Below are 17551 nucleotides of genomic sequence, written 5' to 3' on the forward strand. Positions count from 1 at the left end.
ACCCCTCTTAACCTTTTCTTTGTCTTGCATCAGCCGAACGACGGAGCGCTTGACCAATAAAATTTATACACAGCATCAACACTAAAATCATGATTGATGCAGGTAACCAAATCCACCATTTATCTTGTAGTACATCCGGGTTTCTAGCATAGCTAACAAGTGTACCTAGACTTGGTGTACTTTCTGGTAAACCAAATCCTAGGAATGTTAAACCAGATTCAATTCCGATGTTTCCAGCAAGATTCAAAGTAACGCTGACGATAATAATAGAACTTAAGTTAGGTAGTACTTGGAAAAGGATAATTTTCCAGTTTGGCGTTCCTAATGTTTTTGACGCTGATACATAATCGAGCTCTTTTTCGGTTAATACTTTGGAGCGAATTAACCGTGCTTTTCCTGTCCATAAGAAAATGCTCATAATTAAAATAAATGTAAGGATATTGAACTTAGGAACAAGTGTAATAAATACGATAACGAGCATTAAAAATGGTAGAACCATGACAAAGTCGATAATGCGCATAATAATATTGTCAACGACTCCTCCAAAATAGCCAGCAATTAAACCGATTGTAAGACCGATTAAGCACGAAATAACAGTAATTGCTAAACCGATTGTAAAGGAGTTGCGCGTACCGATAATGAGCTGTCCAAAAATATCGCGTCCGCCGTAATCTGTTCCTAGCCAATGTTCAGCAGAAGGAGGTGAGTAAATGGAAAATAAATCTACTCGTACAATATCTTCTTGCTTCATAATAAAGGATGTTGTGTAAACGGCTATTAAGATAATAGCTAAAAAGAATAATGAGAACAATGCAAGTTTATCTTTACGAAGTTCGCGCCACATGATGGAAAAACCAGATGGGCTTTTTTCGTAATGAATGACCTCAGTTTGTTTTTCAGGGTTTGCTAACATGAAAAAATTCCTCCTTTCCTTTAATCAATACGAATACGTGGGTCAACGATGCTTAGAATGATATCTGAAAGGAGAGTTCCAAGTAACGTTGCGAATCCAGTAAATAAAACGAGGGCTGTTATGACACTAAAGTCACGTTGGGAAATGGATTGCATAAATAATTGTCCGATACCTGGATAGCTAAAGATATTTTCTAAAAATATCGCTCCACCAACTAATCCGGTAATTTCATAACCTAGAAATGCTGCAATTGGTAAGAATGAGTTTCGTAAAATATGTCTAGAATACACTTTTGATTCCGGAACCCCTTTTGCTCGTACTGTGCGTACAAAGTCTTTATGTTTTGTATCAATAATTTCACTTCTCAAATATTGTACAGTACCAACTGTAGCAATTAATGCTCCAGATAGAGCGGGCAATAGTAAGTGATTCAACTTACTCATATAGTAAGCAAATGTACCGGTCGTAATTTGCGGATCGACACTACCTCCTGTTGGAAATATCGGGAATTTAAATCCGAAAAGAAATAGCATAATTAATGCAAATATAAATAAAGGTGTTGCAAATCCTAAGTAGTTGTATAGTGTAATGAGTCGGTCGCCTAATGTATCATTCCAACGTCCGCTAATAATGCCAAGTGGAATCGCAATTAAGTAAGTCAGAATAAGAATGACAAGAGCGAGTAATACTGTATTCCCCAGGCGTTCCCCAATTAAGTCGGTTACTTTTAATTTATGTGCGTAAGAAATACCAAAATCACCTTGTAAGGCATTTTTAATCCAGCGTACATATTGGGTTGTAACAGGGTCATTTAATCCTAATTTTTCGCGTTGTTCTTCAATAATTTTTGGGTCTGCTTTTGGATTATTTGCAGCTCTACCAGTTAATGCATCTCCTGGCATTGCTTTCGCAAGCATGAAGACGAGGATACTTAATATAAATAGCTGCGGAATCATAATTAAGAATCTTCGCAGTATAAACTTCCACATGTTTTATCACTCCCTTATGGTAATGCCACCCGGTGTGTTGGCGAGATTGGTTTTAAATCATAAGCACGGCCGTTTTCATTAAAATAATTTTTATGTGATTGCTCGTATTCTTCTTGTACTTGCCGCCGTAACGTACTTTTTTGTTTTCTATTTTCAGGTCGGATATCAGGAATTGCTGCGATCAATCGTTTCGTATAAATGTGCTGTGGATTATTATAAATTTCAGCACTTGTTGCTTCTTCCACAAGGCGACCACGATACATAACCCCGATGCGGTTACACATATGCCGAATTACACCTAAATCATGACTAATAAATAAGTATGTTAATCCGAGCTCAGCTTGTAGATCTTGTAAGAAGTTTAGCACTTGTGCTTGTACAGAAACGTCGAGCGCAGATACTGGTTCATCAGCAATAATTAATTTTGGTTTTAGTGTTAATGCGCGCGCGATGCCAATCCGCTGTCTTTGTCCACCAGAAAATTCATGTGGATATTTATAAATAGATTCTGGATTTAGTCCAACTTTTTCAAGATATTTTTGGACGATTCTTCTTTCTTCATCAGGTGAGAGCTTTTCAAAGTTTCGTAATGGCTCTGCGATAATATCGAGAACACGTTTCTTTGGATTTAACGATGAGTATGGATCTTGGAAAATCATTTGAATATTTTTTCTTTGTTCACGCAGTTCAGAACGGCTTAATTTTGTTAAATCTTTATTGTTAAAAACAATGCTACCGCCCGTTGCTTTTGTTAAATGCATAATCGCTTTACCTGTAGTTGATTTTCCACTTCCTGATTCACCAACAATCCCGTATGTTTCACCAGGTTGTAGTTCAAAGCTCACTCCATCAACAGCGTGCACGTAGTCTAGCGTGCGTCCAAAGAAGCCGCCTTTAATTGGAAAGTGTACTTTTAAATCATTTACTTTAAGCAGTGCCATGAGTAACGTCATCTCCTTTCTTATCTTGGAAGTCGAAATGTTTATAACAAGTGCAGCGTACCCAATGACCTGGTTTTGCTTCATGTAAAACAGGATTTTCTTCATGTTTGTCAGATGTAATCCACGGAATTCTATCTTTGAAGCGGCAACCTGTGCGAGGGAGTTTCGCTAAAGTAGGAACAACCCCTTGGATTACGTGTAATTTTTCTTTTTCGGTATATGCAGATGGAATAGAATGTAGTAAAGAGCGTGTATATGGGTGAAGAGGATGATTAAAAATCTCTTCCACTTTACCTGTCTCTACAATTTGTCCTGCATACATAACAACAACGCGATCAGCAGTCTCAGCAACAATGCTTAAATCATGTGTAATTAAAATAATGCCCATTTTCGTTTGTTCTTGAATAGATTTTAGTAGGTCTACAATTTGTGCTTGAATTGTTACATCAAGAGCAGTTGTGGGTTCATCCGCAATGACAAGCGCTGGTTTACATGCGATTGCAATTGCGATAACAATTCTTTGTCTCATTCCGCCAGAGAGTTCGTGTGGGTATTGTTTATAAGTAAGTTCTGGTTTTGGAATCCCAACTTGATGAAGGAGTTCTAAGGTGCGTTCTTTCTTTTCTGCTTTTGAGAGATTTGTATGATAGTCTAAGTTTTCTTCAATTTGTTTTCCAACTGTCATAAGAGGATCTAATGCTGTAAGAGGTTCTTGGAAAATCATTCCGATATTTGAACCGCGTATTTTATTCATTTCTGCGGCTGACATGGTCAATAAATCTTTATCTTTATAATAAAGATGACCTTGCAATTTTGTATTAGCTTCATTGTGCAATCGCATAATGGAAAGGGCAAGTGCACTCTTACCACATCCAGACTCACCGACAATAGCAACAATTTCATTTTCATGTACAGTTAAAGAGACATTATCAACCGCTGCATGATACTGATCTCGTATACGAAAGGATGTCTGTAAGTTTTCAATGCGAAGAAGCGAATTCTTCATGGCTATCCCTCCATCTTTCTAAAAAGACTAAATGTTTTATATATTGTTGTTATTTTAATATAGATTGACATTGTTTGACAAGAACTAGTTGAGAAAATATTCAAAAATCTTTTTATACAAAGATTGAATTTGTTGATATAACAGTAAAAAAGATACTTTGAAAGCGTAAATATCGGGAGGAGAATAAGGCAAATACTTTGTAGAAAAAAAGGGATATATGTAGAAAAAACGAGAGATATTCTAGTAAGAATTGTCTCTCGTTTTTTGTGAAATATAATAATGCTCTTTAATAAAGTTCTATTTTAAGCTTGTTTTGATTTTGCTGAACCTGTGTTTAAAGTAAGGGCTAAGAAGATGATTGCAAGTAAGCAAGATGTAAGTAGTAAAATAAATCCACCATTCCAGCCGAAAGCATCTACAATAAAGCCCATCGCAGCGCTAGCAAATGATGCTCCGCCCAGGTAACCAAAGAATCCAGTTAAACCAGCAGCAGTTCCAGCTGCTTTTTTTGGTGCCAAGTCAAGTGCATGTAATCCAATTAGCATAACTGGTCCATAAATTAAGAATCCAATTGCTACTAGAGCGATACTATCAATGATTGGATGACCAGCTGGATTTAACCAGTATACAAGAACGGAAATAAATACCCCCACCATAAATAAAATACCAGCAGGTGCACGGCGTCCTTTAAAGAGTTTATCACTCATCCAGCCGCAAAGAAGTGTACCTGGAATCCCAGCCCATTCATATAGAGCATAAGCAGTACGAGAACTATTATGTGTAAAGCTTTTTTCTTCTACTAAATAAGTAGGAGCCCAGTCTACAACACCGTAACGCACAAAGTATACAAATACATTTGCAATTGCGATGTACCATAGAAATTTATTGTTCAGTACATATTTGAATAAAATTTCCTTTACTGAAAGTTCGCGTTCACGATCTTTTACTTTCTCATCAGCTGGATATTCTCCTGTATGTTCTTCAATTGATGGTAAACCGCAAGATTGAGGTGTATCACGCATTGTAATTAATACATAAATTCCAACTAAAATAGAAAGAATACCTGGGAAGTAGAATATACTTTTCCAATCATTAGCGAATAAATATAGTCCTAATGTAACGAGTGATGGCATAAGAGCACCACCGACATTATGAGCAACGTTCCAAATGGACATTTTCGTACCGCGTTCACTAATAGAGAACCAGTGCACCATTGTACGTCCACAAGGAGGCCAACCCATTCCTTGTACCCAACCATTTAAAAATTGAAGTACAAACATAAGGATAATGCTTGTTGTAATGAAAGAAAATGAACCGAAAATAATGTTAATGATACCAGATAAAAAGAGACCTGCTGCTAAAAAGTAACGGGGATTACAGCGGTCGGATACAATTCCCATAATAAACTTGCTTATTCCGTACGCAATAGATACGGCCGAAAGGATAATCCCAAGTTCTCCTTTACTAAATCCTTGTTCGACTAGATAGGGCATTGCTAATGAAAAATTCTTTCGAACAAAGTAATAACCTGCATAACCGATAAAAATACCTAAAAACACTTGTAAGCGCAATTTGCGGTATTCACTGTCGATGCGATCAGCAGGCAAGCGCTCTTTATGTGGCGCAGGTTTAAACAACTGAGTTAAAAACATAGCCTACAAATCCTCCTTAATGGTTGAAACCATTTTATGTCATGAAAAATAAAAAAACCATGAAAAATAGAAAGGTTCCTTTCTATGTTCCATAGTCTTATACTCTCATTCTCCATGACTGTCAATATTAACTTCGAGAAAAATTATACAACTTTGTGACAGGAATGTAAACGGTTTTAATCATAAAATGATTGACGATTTTTATTCTTGATATTAATATTTAAATAGATTAAATATTTTATTGTTTAAATAAGAGGTAGATAATATGCCAAATGATATTACTCATATTGATAAAATTCAAACTCTAGCATTCTCTATAGGAAAGAAAATGCAAATGGAGTTATTGGAACAAATGCAAGCATCAGGACTTACACCACCGCAATTTTATATTTTAAAAATTTTAGAGAACTATGGTGCCTCACGAGCGACAAAATTAGCGAAAAAAATGTATGTAAAACCAAGTGCAATTACAGTAATGATTGATCGTTTAATTGATCAAGAACTAGTTGAACGCTATCAAGATAAAGATGATCGTCGTGTTGTGATCATTGAATTAACGAAAAAGGGGAAAGCGAAAGTAGAAGATGCGAAGAATGCTCGTAATGAGCACATTGCAAAATATTTCTCGCAATTAGAATTACAAGAAAGAAAAGACTTATTACGCCTGTTTGAAAAATTAGAAACAATTGTTTGCGGGACAAATGAGAAAAAAGAGCTAATTTAAGAGAAGGTGAGGAGATTATATGAAACAACAGGGTGGTAAAAAAAGGGGATTATTGTTGGTTGGTTTAGTGATTGCGATATTATTTGCAGCGTTAGATGGAACAATCGTCGGTACAGCGATGCCGCGTATTGTCGGCGAACTAGGTGGATTAAGCTTAATGACATGGCTAGTAACAGCTTACATGCTAACATCTACGACAATTGTACCGATTGCAGGTAAATTAGCGGATTTATTAGGACGCCGTAACGTATATATGACAGGATTAATTATCTTTATGATTGGTTCAGCATTATGTGGTATGGCAAATGGTATGACAGAATTGATTATTTTCCGCGGTATTCAAGGTCTTGGCGGAGGTATTATGATGCCGATGGCTATGATTATTATTGGAGATATGTTCACGGGGAAAGAGCGTGCGAAATGGCAAGGTATTGTTGGCGCTTTATATGGTCTTGCTTCAGTCATTGGTCCGCAAGTTGGTGGTTGGATTGTAGATGCAGTTAACTGGAGATGGGTGTTTTACATTAACTTACCAGTTGGTATTGTCGCAACAATCTTTATTGCGATGGGATTACACTCACATAAGCAAACAGGACCTATTAAAATTGACATTGCTGGAATTTTTACGATGATTGTTGGAGTTGTAAGTTTATTACTTGCATTAACATTCGGCGGAAAAGATTACGCATGGGATTCTTGGCAAATTATCGGATTGTTTAGTTTAGCTTTAATTGGTATTGTAAGCTTTGTATTTGTGGAAACAAAAGCTGAGGAACCAATCTTACCGATGCATTTCTTTAAAAATCGTACATTTACACTATTGAATGCGATTGGTTTCTTTATGAGTATTGGAATGTTTGGTGCAATTATGTTCGTTCCATTCTTTATGCAAGGAATTGTAGGAGTAAGTGCAGCTGAATCTGGGACGATTATGACACCGATGATGATTACAATGATTGTGACGAGTATTATTGGTGGTCGACTTGTCTTAAAAGTTGGCGTGAAGCCGCAGATTATTGTTGGTATGTTGATTATGGCTGGTGGCTTCTGGTTATTAACAACAATGGATATGCATACAAGCAAGCTTGTAGCGACTTCTTATATGATCATTATCGGTTTAGGTGTGGGGCTTGTAATGCCAACATTGACATTGGCATTACAAGAAAGTTTCCCGAAAAAGAATCTTGGTGTTGTAACCTCATCCAGTCAATTTTTTCGGCAAATTGGAGGAACATTTGGAATTACAATCTTAGGATCCATTATGAATAATACTTCAAGCACCATTTTAACTGAAAAATTAGTACCCGTATTAGAGAAGTTTCCACCACAAGCTGGACAGATTGTAACAAAATTTAAAGATATGATTCATACAGATCCACAAGGGTTATATTCTATGCTGTTTAGTCCAGAGGTATTGAAAAAAATGCCAGAAGTATTTTCTACAAGTATCGTTCCTATTTTGAAGAATTCGTTATTGGATTCATTGCATAGTGTATTTTTAGCGGGATTAGTATTTACTGTTGTTGGTGCTATCTTTACGATTTTCTTAGAGAAGATTAAGCTTTCTGATCGAAAGAAAGGTGCAGAAGAGGTAGTAGAAGGAGAAGAGAAACATACAAATGGATCCTATTCATAATAAAAGCATCGCCTTATGGTGATGCTTTTATTATATGTATAACATATACTCTTTTTGAGTAGAAATGATTGACGTATTTTTGCGAATAGGTTATATTACTTCGTGTAAACGGTTACACAAGGTAGGGAGGAAAAGAATGAGTACGATTAAAGACGTTGCAAAATTAGCGGGAGTATCTGTTGCGACCGTTTCTAGAGTACTAAATAAAAATGGATACGTTCACGAAGATACATTAAAAAAGGTGGAACGAGCGATTGAACTGTTGGATTATAAACCTAGTACAGTGGCGCGTTCTTTGTATAATAAGAAATCTCGTTTAATTGGCTTAGTCGTTCCAAACATTGTGAATCCATTCTTTCCAGAAATTGCGCGTGCTGTAGAAGATGTAGCGCATAAGCAAGGATACACCGTTGTACTTTGTAATTCTGATGAAAGTTTAGAAAAAGAGAAACAATATATTGATGTACTCAGACAAAATAACGTAGATGGATTTATTGTCGCAACAAATCCTGAAAATAGCGTGAATTACATGAATATATCTGTACCAGTTGTGGCAATTGATCGCCTATTTAATGAGCGGATTCCCACAGTATATGCAGATAATTATGCGGGGATTCAAAAAGCAACAAAGTTACTGTTAGAGAAAGGGTGTAACCATATTGCTCATATACGTGGACCGCGTGATGTAAGTACTGCAAATGAACGCTTTGAAGGTTTTGTTGATATGATTACGGAATACGGTCTTTCTTATATGATTGCGGAAAGTACGTTTGACCCAGCAAATAGTGAGCGTGTTGCGAGGAAATTACTAGACGAATATCCGCATATTGATGGTATTGTAGCAGGAAATGATTTGATTGCAATTGGTGTCGTAAAGGCTGCTTTACAAAAGGGGATTGCTATTCCTAACGATTTACAAATTATTGGGTTTGATGGCATTTCTTTAGCGGAAATGATGTGTCCATCTATTACGACTGTTGCACAACCTATTTATGAGATGGGACGTATTGCGACCGAATTGTTATTAGAACAAATGGAAGGAAAACGGTTAGAAACAGAACATTACCGTTTGCCGATTGAAATTATCGAACGAAATACAACGAAATAAGGAGATGAAGTCGTTGCCAAATATAGCTGTAGTAGGGAGTATTTCAATGGATTTAGTAGCCGTTTCAAAGAAAAGACCGAAAGCTGGAGAAACAGTAATCGGAGAGGCGTTTCATACAGTACCTGGAGGAAAAGGAGCAAATCAGGCTGTTGCCGCAGCTCGCTTAGGGGCCAATGTAGCTATGGTAGGTGCTGTAGGGAATGATGATTACGGCATGAGTGTACGAAAAAATTTAGAGAACGAGCGTGTTTTTATCGATCATGTGGTACCGGTTACAGATGAAACAACAGGCATTGCTCATATCGTTTTAGCAGAAGAAGATAATAGCATTGTTGTTGTGCAAGGTGCCAATCGCCTTGTGAATCAGCAAATTGTTGACCGTGCAAAAGATTTACTTGTAAAGGCAGATATGGTCGTTCTTCAGTTAGAAATTCCGCTTGAGACAGTAGAATATGTGCTTACTATTTGTGAGGAGCATAAGATCCCAGTCATGTTAAATCCAGCTCCAGCACAAGCATTATCGACAAGGATTTTGGAAAAGGCAACATATATTACACCGAATGAACACGAGTGTCGCATTGTACTAGATGATTTTGAATCACCGATTGAAGACTTACTTGCTAAATATCCAAATAAATTATTAATGACAGAAGGAAGTAAAGGAGTTCGATTCCATAATGGTACAGAAATTGTACAAGTGCCAAGTATTTCTGTAAAAGTAGTTGACACGACAGGGGCTGGTGATACATTTAACGGGGCATTAGCAGTTTCGCTTGCAGAAGGAGAAGTGCTTGAAAAAGCAATTCGTTTTGCAAATATAGCCGGTGGCCTTTCTGTAACAAAGCTCGGTGCACAAGGTGGTATGCCAACAAGAGAACAGGTGCGGGAAGTACAGGGGATTGTTAAATGAAAAAGCATGGCGTATTAAATAGTGAAATTGCTGCTATATTAGCGGCACTTGGTCATACAGATACGATTGTAATCGCGGACTGCGGATTACCAATTCCTGATAGCGTGAAGCGAATAGATTTAGCTGTAGAGCTTGGAAAGCCTTCTTTTCTGGATGTATTACAAGTTGTAATAGAGGATATGGCTATTGAAAAAGTAACAGTAGCGGAAGAGATTACTACAAATAATAGAGAAATCTATAAAGAAATTGAAACACGTTTAAAAGAAGCGAATTTTGAATATGTCTTGCATGAAGAGTTTAAAGAGAAAACAAAGCAGGCAAAGGCGATTATTCGTACAGGGGAAGCAACACCTTATGCGAACATTATTTTACATGCAGGTGTGATTTTTTAATAAAGGGATGTGATGAGAATGCGTATTGAAATGAAAAATATTTCAAAAGCGTTCAATGGGAACCCTGTTTTGAAGAATGCCCAATTTCGTATCGAAACAGGCGAAGTTCATGCACTGATGGGGGAAAATGGAGCGGGTAAGTCAACGCTCATGAAAATTTTAACAGGTGTATATAAGAAAGATAGTGGTCAAATCAAAATCGATGGACAAGAGAGAATATTTAAAAATGCAAAAGAAGCCGAGGAGTATGGAATTGCTTTTATTCATCAAGAATTAAACATCTTGCCTAATTTAACAGTTGCTGAAAATATGTTTCTTGGCAAAGAGCTAATGTATGGGAAAACAGGTGTTTTGCGCTCGCGCCAAATGAATGCTATAGCTCAGCAACAATTGGCTGATTTAGGGCTTTATGTAAAAGGAACTACAATGGCAGGAGAATTATCGGTTGGACAACAGCAAATTATTGAATCGGTAAAGCATTAATAACAAATGCGAGTGTCATTATTATGGATGAACCTACAGCAGCTTTGACAGATCGTGAGATTGAAACGCTCTTTACAGTGATTCATAAACTGCGAAAAGAAGGTGTATCATTTGTTTATATTTCGCATCGCATGGAAGAAATATTTTCTATTTGTGATGCAATTACGATTTTGCGTGATGGAGAATATGTGGGCACAAGACAAATTCCTGAAACATCATTTGATGAAGTAGTTAGCATGATGGTAGGGCGTAGTATTGGTGAACGTTATCCAGAGCGTCATGCAAAGATTGGTGAAGTCATTTTTGAAATGCGGAATGGAACGAAAAAAGGTAAGTTTGAAAACATTTCTTTTCAAGTTAGGAAAGGTGAAATTCTTGGTGTCGCTGGACTAATGGGGGCTGGACGTACAGATATTATGAAAGCTATATTTGGATATGAGCCACTTGACTCAGGACAAATCTTTATCAATGGACAGGAAGTAAAGATTGCTAGTCCAATAGATGCGATTAGACAAAGAATTGCTTTTATTACAGAGGATAGAAAATCAGAAGGACTTGTATTAGATTTTTCCATTCGAGAAAATCTTGCATTACCTAATTTAGAAACTCTTTCAAAAAGCGGTGTCATGGACAAAGGATTGGAAGCGCAGTTTACAGAGGATATGATGAAACTTTTGAATGTGAAAGCAACAAATGGAGAACAAGCTGTGAAATCGCTATCTGGTGGAAATCAGCAAAAAGTTGTCATTGCAAAATGGCTTGGAATCCATCCGCAGCTGTTCATTTTAGATGAACCAACAAGGGGTGTAGATGTTGGTGCGAAAAAAGAGATTTATTCTATTATGAATAAGTTTACAAACCAAGGTGATGCAGTGATTATGGTTTCATCTGAATTACCTGAAGTATTAGGGATGAGTGATCGCGTTCTAGTCATTCATGAAGGAAAAGTAGGCGGTATTCTTGAGAAAGAGAAAGCAACGCAAGAATCCATTATGGCATTAGCTACAGGAGGAGAGTAAACGATGGCAAAAAAGGGGAATGTTCTGCAACAACTTGGATCTTTAATCGGCTTAGTACTCATTATTGTAGTGATTACGGCATTAAATCCAGCATTTATTGAAATTCCGAATTTATTTAATATTTTACGTCAAGTATCGATTAATGCACTCATTGCATTTGGAATGACCTTTGTTATTTTAACAGGGGGTATTGACTTATCAGTGGGTTCTATTTTAGCATTATCAAGTGCACTTGTTGCTGGAATGCTAGCAAGTGATATGGATCCGTTTTTGGCAATAGTAGTTGGATTATTAGCCGGTCTTGCGATGGGAATTGTAAACGGTATCATTATTGCGAAAGGAAAAGTGGCACCTTTTATTGCGACATTAGCAACAATGACAATTTTTCGTGGATTGACACTTGTTTATATGGACGGACGTCCGATCACTGGTCTTGGTGATCATGTCATGTTCCAAATGTTTGGTCGTGGTTATTTCCTTGGTATCCCAGTACCAGCTGTAACGATGATGATTGCTTTTGCAGTTCTATATTTTATTTTAAAGAAAACAACATTTGGCCGCCGTACACTTGCTATCGGTGGAAATGAAGAGGCAGCGATATTATCAGGCATTCATGTTACAAGAATCAAAGTCATGATTTATGGTCTATCTGGTGTTTTGGCAGCGCTTGCAGGTATTGTATTAACATCTCGTTTAGATTCTGCACAGCCAACTGCTGGTTCTTCTTATGAATTAGATGCAATTGCTGCAGTTGTATTAGGTGGAACAAGCCTTTCTGGAGGAAAAGGTTGGATTGTTGGTACGTTTATTGGGGCACTAATCATTGGAGTGCTAAATAACGGGCTAAATTTATTAGGCGTGTCATCTTTCTTCCAACAAGTTGTAAAAGGGCTTGTTATCCTACTTGCTGTATTAATTGATCGTCGAAAAGAAGCGTAATGGAGGGATAATTCATGAAAAAATGGTTACTTGTACTTGTTGCACTCATTATGGTCGTTACTACTGGTTGCTCGATGGAACCACCAGAATGGGCAAAGGATTCTAGCGATAAAGGGCGAAATAAGACTATTAAAGTTGGATTCTCTGTTTCTACCTTAAATAATCCATTTTTTGTTACATTGAAAAAAGGAGCAGAAAAGAAAGCGAAGGATATTGGCATAGAATTAATTTCAGTTGATGCACAAAATGATGCAGCTAAGCAAACGAACGATGTCGAAGACTTGGTTCAAAAAGGTGTTGATATAGTTGTTATTAACCCAACGGATTCAGATGCTGTTGCTTCAGCGGTAAGTGCAGCCAATGCAGCAAATATTCCTGTAATTACAGTGGACCGCGTTGCAAATTCAGGAAAAGTTGTCTCTCATATTGCTTCTGATAATGTGGCAGGAGGGAAATTAGCTGGAGATTATATTCGTGAGCTCGTTGGTGAGGGAGCTGCTGTGGCTGAATTAGAAGGAATTCCGGGATCATCTGCCGCACGCGAGAGAGGGAAAGGATTTCATGAAGTGGCAGACACTGGATTGAAAGTAGCAGCTAAGCAAACTGCTGATTTTGACCGTGCGAAAGGATTATCTGTTATGGAAAATATTTTGCAGGCCAATAGTGATGTGAAGGCAGTATTCGCTCATAATGATGAGATGGCATTAGGTGCGCTAGAAGCGTTAAAATCTGCAGGCAAAATGGATGTAGCTGTCGTTGGCTTTGATGCAACAGATGATGCCGTGAAAGCGGTTAAAGAAGGACGTATGGCAGCAACCGTCGCACAAAAGCCAGAATTAATCGGAGAAAAGGCGATGGAAACAGCAAAACAAGTAAATCAAGGTAAAAAAGTGGAGAAATTCATTCCGATTGGATTGGATCTTATTAAGAAAAAATAAAATATGAAAAATAAGGAAGGAAGAATTACAAATGAAATTCTTTATTGATACAGCAAATATTAATGAAATTAAAGAAGCAAATGAATTAGGTATATTAGCAGGTGTAACGACAAATCCATCACTTGTAGCAAAAGAAGGCGTAGATTTCCATGAACGTATTCGTGAAATTTGCGGTGTTGTTGAAGGACCTGTTAGCGCGGAAGTAATTAGCTTAGAAGCCGATAAAATGATTGAAGAAGGAAAAGAATTAGCAAAAATCGCACCAAACGTTGTTGTAAAAGTCCCGATGACAAAAGAAGGATTAAAAGCAGTAAAAGCATTCTCAGACTTAGGAATTCGTACAAACGTTACGCTAGTGTTCTCTGCCGTACAAGCATTACTTGCAGCACGCGCTGGTGCAACATATGTATCTCCATTTTTAGGTCGTCTAGATGATATTGGTCATAACGGTATGGATTTAATTCGTCAAGTAGCTGAGATTTTTGCAATTCACGACATTGAAACAGAAATTATTGCAGCATCTGTACGTCATAGTGTACATGTAACAGAAGCTGCTTTAAATGGCGCACATATCGCAACAATTCCAGCAAATGTAATTGGTGCATTAGTGAAACATCCATTAACAGATCAAGGGATTGAGAAGTTCTTAGCAGATTGGGAGAAAACACAAGAGAAATAAATATTATAAAAAGTCCTCGTAAAGTGTTTTTTAATACTTTACGGGGATTTTTATTGTATTTGAAATAGAATGAGAAAGAATTTTAGAAATCATATATTATATGATTATTTTATAGTATTGAACATATGGTAAATTAATGTTTACTTTTATCAAATGATACAAGGAAAAGAAATATTTCCAAGGAAATTGTCGAGATATAGTTAGAAGTTAGCGGATTTTTACTGGAAATATAGAAAGAATGATTCATGATTTCATTGCTGGAACACAGGTAGTGAAAGTAGAGGGGAAATAAAAAGACAATGCTGGCATTTAGCCTAGCATTGTCTTTTTGACTTTTCCTCTTACATAAATCATTCCGGCAAATGTTAATAAAAATGCAGTTCCAATTATAAAGCTGACACTCGGTGATGCCCCGATTGCTCCGATTGTAAAAGAACCAGCGACTACTCCTAACGAAAAGAAAGCGTAAAATAATCCAAATGCTTTTCCTCGGTTGTTTTCGGTTGTATTTTCAACAAGCAGAGCATTAATCGATGGGAAAAGGATTGCGAATCCGACTCCATAAATCATCATGACGATGAAAATCATTCCTTTTGTTGTAAATAAGCCGAGCAGTGACAATGATAATGCCATGACGGTGATACCGATTAACATCATTTTTGAACGATTAAAGCGATCAAATATGCGATTGGTCGGCAATAAGAAGAAGAGGATGGCAGTAATCCCGAATATACTCATCATCATGCCTGTTGTAGATGATTTGAGTGCGAGTGCTTCCACTTTCATTGGCAGCATATATGTGACAATTCCTTGCGAGAACATCAGTGTAAATGCTCCGATATATGCTTGTAGTAATGGTTCGGACTTTACTAAAGCCATCATATCTTCTTTTGTCATCATTTGAGTGCGTGATGTATCTGTTCTTGTTATATGACTTGGCAATAAAAATAAGGATACAATTGTTCCGATCATCATGAGGGTAGAAATAGTGATAAAGACCCATTGAATCCCTGCAGTTGCTTTCATAATACCGCTAAAGGCAGGTCCAACGATCGCTGCTGTTCCGACAGCCGCCCCAGATAATGCCATTGCTTTTCCTTGCTTTGTAGATTTTGTTTGTTTGGACAGGAAAGTAAAGGCAGCAGGGATTAAGAAGCCATCACTAAATCCATGCAGGAAACGAACGACAAGCAATTGTTCACCATTTTGAACAATGGTATATAGTAAAACTATGAAACTTGTAATCCCCATGCTCGTATAAAGTACTTTCTTTGCACCAAATTTATCAACAGATATGCCAGCAATAATGTTACCAATCATATTAGCAAATGAATACATACCTATGACAAGCCCAATTATAAGCGGAGTTCCTCCAAGACTTTGTGCGTAAGTACTCATAATCGGTAATTGTGAAAATGTATCTAAAAACGCGATGATAACAATAAAATAGATAAAATATTTCAAGCGATGTTCACCTCTCCTATGCTATTATGGCATAATGCGAATTTTAACTGCAATGAAATTGAATGAAATGTGGAAAAAAGTATAAAGTGACAAAATAATGTACAGTAGTTGTTAAAAATTTGTGAAATGTACATTGTTTTTAGGGACATATGGATAGCGATACTATAATCAATTCGTAAACTTCACCACATTAAGTATACAGAGAGAAGGATGCAGAAAATGAAAACTTTACTTTGGCACAATCAGCGTGATGTATGAGTAGAAGAAGTTCCAGAACCAACTGTACGAACAGGAACAGTGAAAATTCTTGTTTCACCTAATATAATATATAAGTTCAACAAGAAAGGTAGCTTTTTCTAGCAGTAGAGGGAGGCTACTTTTTGAGGTTCGGGGCCCCTTTTTTTACAATCTTTTATTCATTTCTTTGCAGTAGATTCATAATTTCCGATTACAATGTAAGGGTATTTAAGTTGTGTCTAGAGATATTGGAAAGCGAAAGAAGAGATGGAATGAAATGTTTTTTTGTTCTCTTTTTAATTCTTCATGTAATGCTAATGTGAAGTGAAAATTTGCTAAAACTAGAATGGTAAAAAAATATTGACTGGAACAAAACATGACACTCTACGGTCCCTTTATAGAGCTTTTGGTAATTATTTTTATCTAATGTCATACATGAATTTTACTTAAAAGTTAATTGTATGGGTAATTATTTTAATTTTCAATAAAATAGATTATGAAAATTTACATATTTTAATTTAATGATAGTATTTCCATAAAAGGTGAGATATTCTAGTCATAGGTTAACCGGATAAAATCATAGGATCCCAACGATATGTTTTTTTATTACTTAATGATAAATGGAGGATTTGTTATATGAAAAAGAAAGTACTTGCTTTAGCAGCGGCAATTACATTAGTAGCACCGATGCAAACGGTAGCATTTGCGCATGAAAATGACGGGGCATATAGAGTTGGAAAACTTCAGGGCTGGTCTGCTGAAGCTCGACATCAAGAGGGAGTAAATTCTCATTTATGGATTGTCAATCGTGCAATAGATATCATGTCTCGCAACACAACAATTGTAAAACAAGAGCAATTGGCATTATTAAATGAATGGCGTACAGATTTAGAGAATGGTATTTATTCTGCTGATTATGAAAATCCTTATTATGATAATAGTACATTTACTTCTCATTTCTATGATCCAGATAGCGGGAAAACGTATATCTCATTTGCTAAGCAAGCAAAAGAAACTGGTGCAAAATATTTCAAACTTGCTGGCGAATCTTATCAAAATAAAGATATGAAACAAGCATTCTTCTATTTAGGTTTATCTCTTCATTATTTAGGAGATGTGAATCAACCAATGCATGCAGCAAATTTTACGAATCTTTCTTATCCACAAGGCTTTCATTCTAAATATGAAAATTTTGTAGATACAATAAAAGATAACTATAAGGTAACAGATGGAAATGGATATTGGAACTGGAAAGGAAGTAATCCAGAAGATTGGATTCATGCAGCGGCAGTAGTAGCAAAACAAGATTTCCCTGGCATTGTAAATGATAATACAAAAGAGTGGTTTGTGAAAGCAACTATATCACAGGAGTATGCAGACAAATGGCGTGCTGAGGTTACACCGATGACAGGGAAGCGTTTAATGGATGCACAACGTGTTACAGCTGGATATATTCAACTTTGGTTTGACACATATGTAAACCGTTAAGAGTAATTTGAGAAGGCCAAATATGTTGTATTT

At 36.7% G+C, this 17551-nt stretch carries 15 protein-coding genes and 1 pseudogene; 10 read left to right on the forward strand and 6 right to left on the reverse strand.

Annotation, left to right across the window (positions count from 1 at the left end):
* Nucleotides 1–7 precede the first annotated feature (7 nt).
* From MR059_RS14415 to glpT, 5 genes are all read right to left on the reverse strand, one after another.
* Nucleotides 8–913 carry an ABC transporter permease gene (locus MR059_RS14415; RefSeq protein WP_011983657.1) on the reverse strand — a complete coding sequence of 302 codons (906 nt, stop codon included), beginning with the start codon at nucleotides 911–913 and terminating at the stop codon, nucleotides 8–10.
* Between the two features lie 20 nt (nucleotides 914–933).
* A complete protein-coding gene (opp4B, locus tag MR059_RS14420) occupies nucleotides 934–1902 on the reverse strand; it encodes an oligopeptide ABC transporter permease (protein ID WP_011983658.1) in 969 nt (322 codons plus the stop codon).
* 14 nt (nucleotides 1903–1916) lie between these two features.
* The gene (locus MR059_RS14425; protein ID WP_011983659.1) at nucleotides 1917–2843 is read right to left on the reverse strand and encodes an ABC transporter ATP-binding protein; all 927 of its coding nucleotides are present in this window, start codon (nucleotides 2841–2843) and stop codon (nucleotides 1917–1919) included.
* Nucleotides 2830–3849, reverse strand: coding sequence for an ABC transporter ATP-binding protein (locus MR059_RS14430; RefSeq protein WP_011983660.1), 1020 nt, complete (start codon nucleotides 3847–3849; stop codon nucleotides 2830–2832). Before MR059_RS14430 ends, MR059_RS14425 begins: the two co-directional genes overlap by 14 nt.
* Nucleotides 3850–4151: 302 nt before the next feature.
* Entirely contained in the window at nucleotides 4152–5501 is a 1350-nt protein-coding gene (gene glpT / locus MR059_RS14435) for a glycerol-3-phosphate transporter (protein ID WP_011983661.1), read from the reverse strand.
* 265 nt (nucleotides 5502–5766) lie between these two features.
* On the opposite strand from glpT, the gene MR059_RS14440 reads away from it, so the two are divergent.
* From MR059_RS14440 to fsa, 9 genes and pseudogenes are all read left to right on the forward strand, one after another.
* Nucleotides 5767–6225, forward strand: a complete 459-nt coding sequence (locus MR059_RS14440; RefSeq protein ID WP_011983662.1) for a MarR family winged helix-turn-helix transcriptional regulator — start codon at nucleotides 5767–5769, stop codon at nucleotides 6223–6225.
* Nucleotides 6226–6244: 19 nt separating this feature from the next.
* A complete protein-coding gene (locus MR059_RS14445; protein ID WP_011983663.1) occupies nucleotides 6245–7861 on the forward strand; it encodes an MDR family MFS transporter in 1617 nt (538 codons plus the stop codon).
* Between the two features lie 136 nt (nucleotides 7862–7997).
* Nucleotides 7998–8969, forward strand: a complete 972-nt coding sequence (locus MR059_RS14450) for a LacI family DNA-binding transcriptional regulator (RefSeq protein WP_011983664.1) — start codon at nucleotides 7998–8000, stop codon at nucleotides 8967–8969.
* 13 nt (nucleotides 8970–8982) lie between these two features.
* Nucleotides 8983–9879 (forward strand): ribokinase, encoded by an 897-nt coding sequence (rbsK, locus tag MR059_RS14455; protein ID WP_011983665.1) that lies wholly within the window; start codon nucleotides 8983–8985, stop codon nucleotides 9877–9879.
* Nucleotides 9876–10271, forward strand: a complete 396-nt coding sequence (rbsD, locus tag MR059_RS14460; RefSeq protein ID WP_011983666.1) for a D-ribose pyranase — start codon at nucleotides 9876–9878, stop codon at nucleotides 10269–10271. Before rbsK ends, rbsD begins: the two co-directional genes overlap by 4 nt.
* An 18-nt stretch (nucleotides 10272–10289) precedes the next feature.
* Nucleotides 10290–11773, forward strand: a pseudogene (locus MR059_RS14465) (sugar ABC transporter ATP-binding protein).
* A 3-nt stretch (nucleotides 11774–11776) separates the two neighbouring features.
* Nucleotides 11777–12712 carry an ABC transporter permease subunit gene (locus tag MR059_RS14470; protein WP_011983668.1) on the forward strand — a complete coding sequence of 312 codons (936 nt, stop codon included), beginning with the start codon at nucleotides 11777–11779 and terminating at the stop codon, nucleotides 12710–12712.
* A 14-nt stretch (nucleotides 12713–12726) separates the two neighbouring features.
* Nucleotides 12727–13650 carry a ribose ABC transporter substrate-binding protein RbsB gene (rbsB, locus tag MR059_RS14475; protein WP_011983669.1) on the forward strand — a complete coding sequence of 308 codons (924 nt, stop codon included), beginning with the start codon at nucleotides 12727–12729 and terminating at the stop codon, nucleotides 13648–13650.
* Nucleotides 13651–13681: 31 nt separating this feature from the next.
* Complete coding sequence (fsa, locus tag MR059_RS14480; protein ID WP_011983670.1) at nucleotides 13682–14329, forward strand: fructose-6-phosphate aldolase; 648 nt, start codon at nucleotides 13682–13684, stop codon at nucleotides 14327–14329.
* 309 nt (nucleotides 14330–14638) lie between these two features.
* Here fsa and MR059_RS14485 read toward each other — a convergent pair whose 3' ends face one another.
* Nucleotides 14639–15793 carry an MFS transporter gene (locus MR059_RS14485; RefSeq protein ID WP_011983671.1) on the reverse strand — a complete coding sequence of 385 codons (1155 nt, stop codon included), beginning with the start codon at nucleotides 15791–15793 and terminating at the stop codon, nucleotides 14639–14641.
* Between the two features lie 873 nt (nucleotides 15794–16666).
* Between MR059_RS14485 and cerA the strand changes: the two genes are divergently transcribed.
* Nucleotides 16667–17518, forward strand: a complete 852-nt coding sequence (cerA, locus tag MR059_RS14490) for a phospholipase CerA (protein ID WP_011983672.1) — start codon at nucleotides 16667–16669, stop codon at nucleotides 17516–17518.
* The last annotated feature ends 33 nt before the right edge of the window (nucleotides 17519–17551 follow it).

The organism is Bacillus cereus group sp. BfR-BA-01522 (assembly GCF_022662635.1).
Taxonomy (GTDB): domain Bacteria; phylum Bacillota; class Bacilli; order Bacillales; family Bacillaceae_G; genus Bacillus_A; species Bacillus_A cytotoxicus.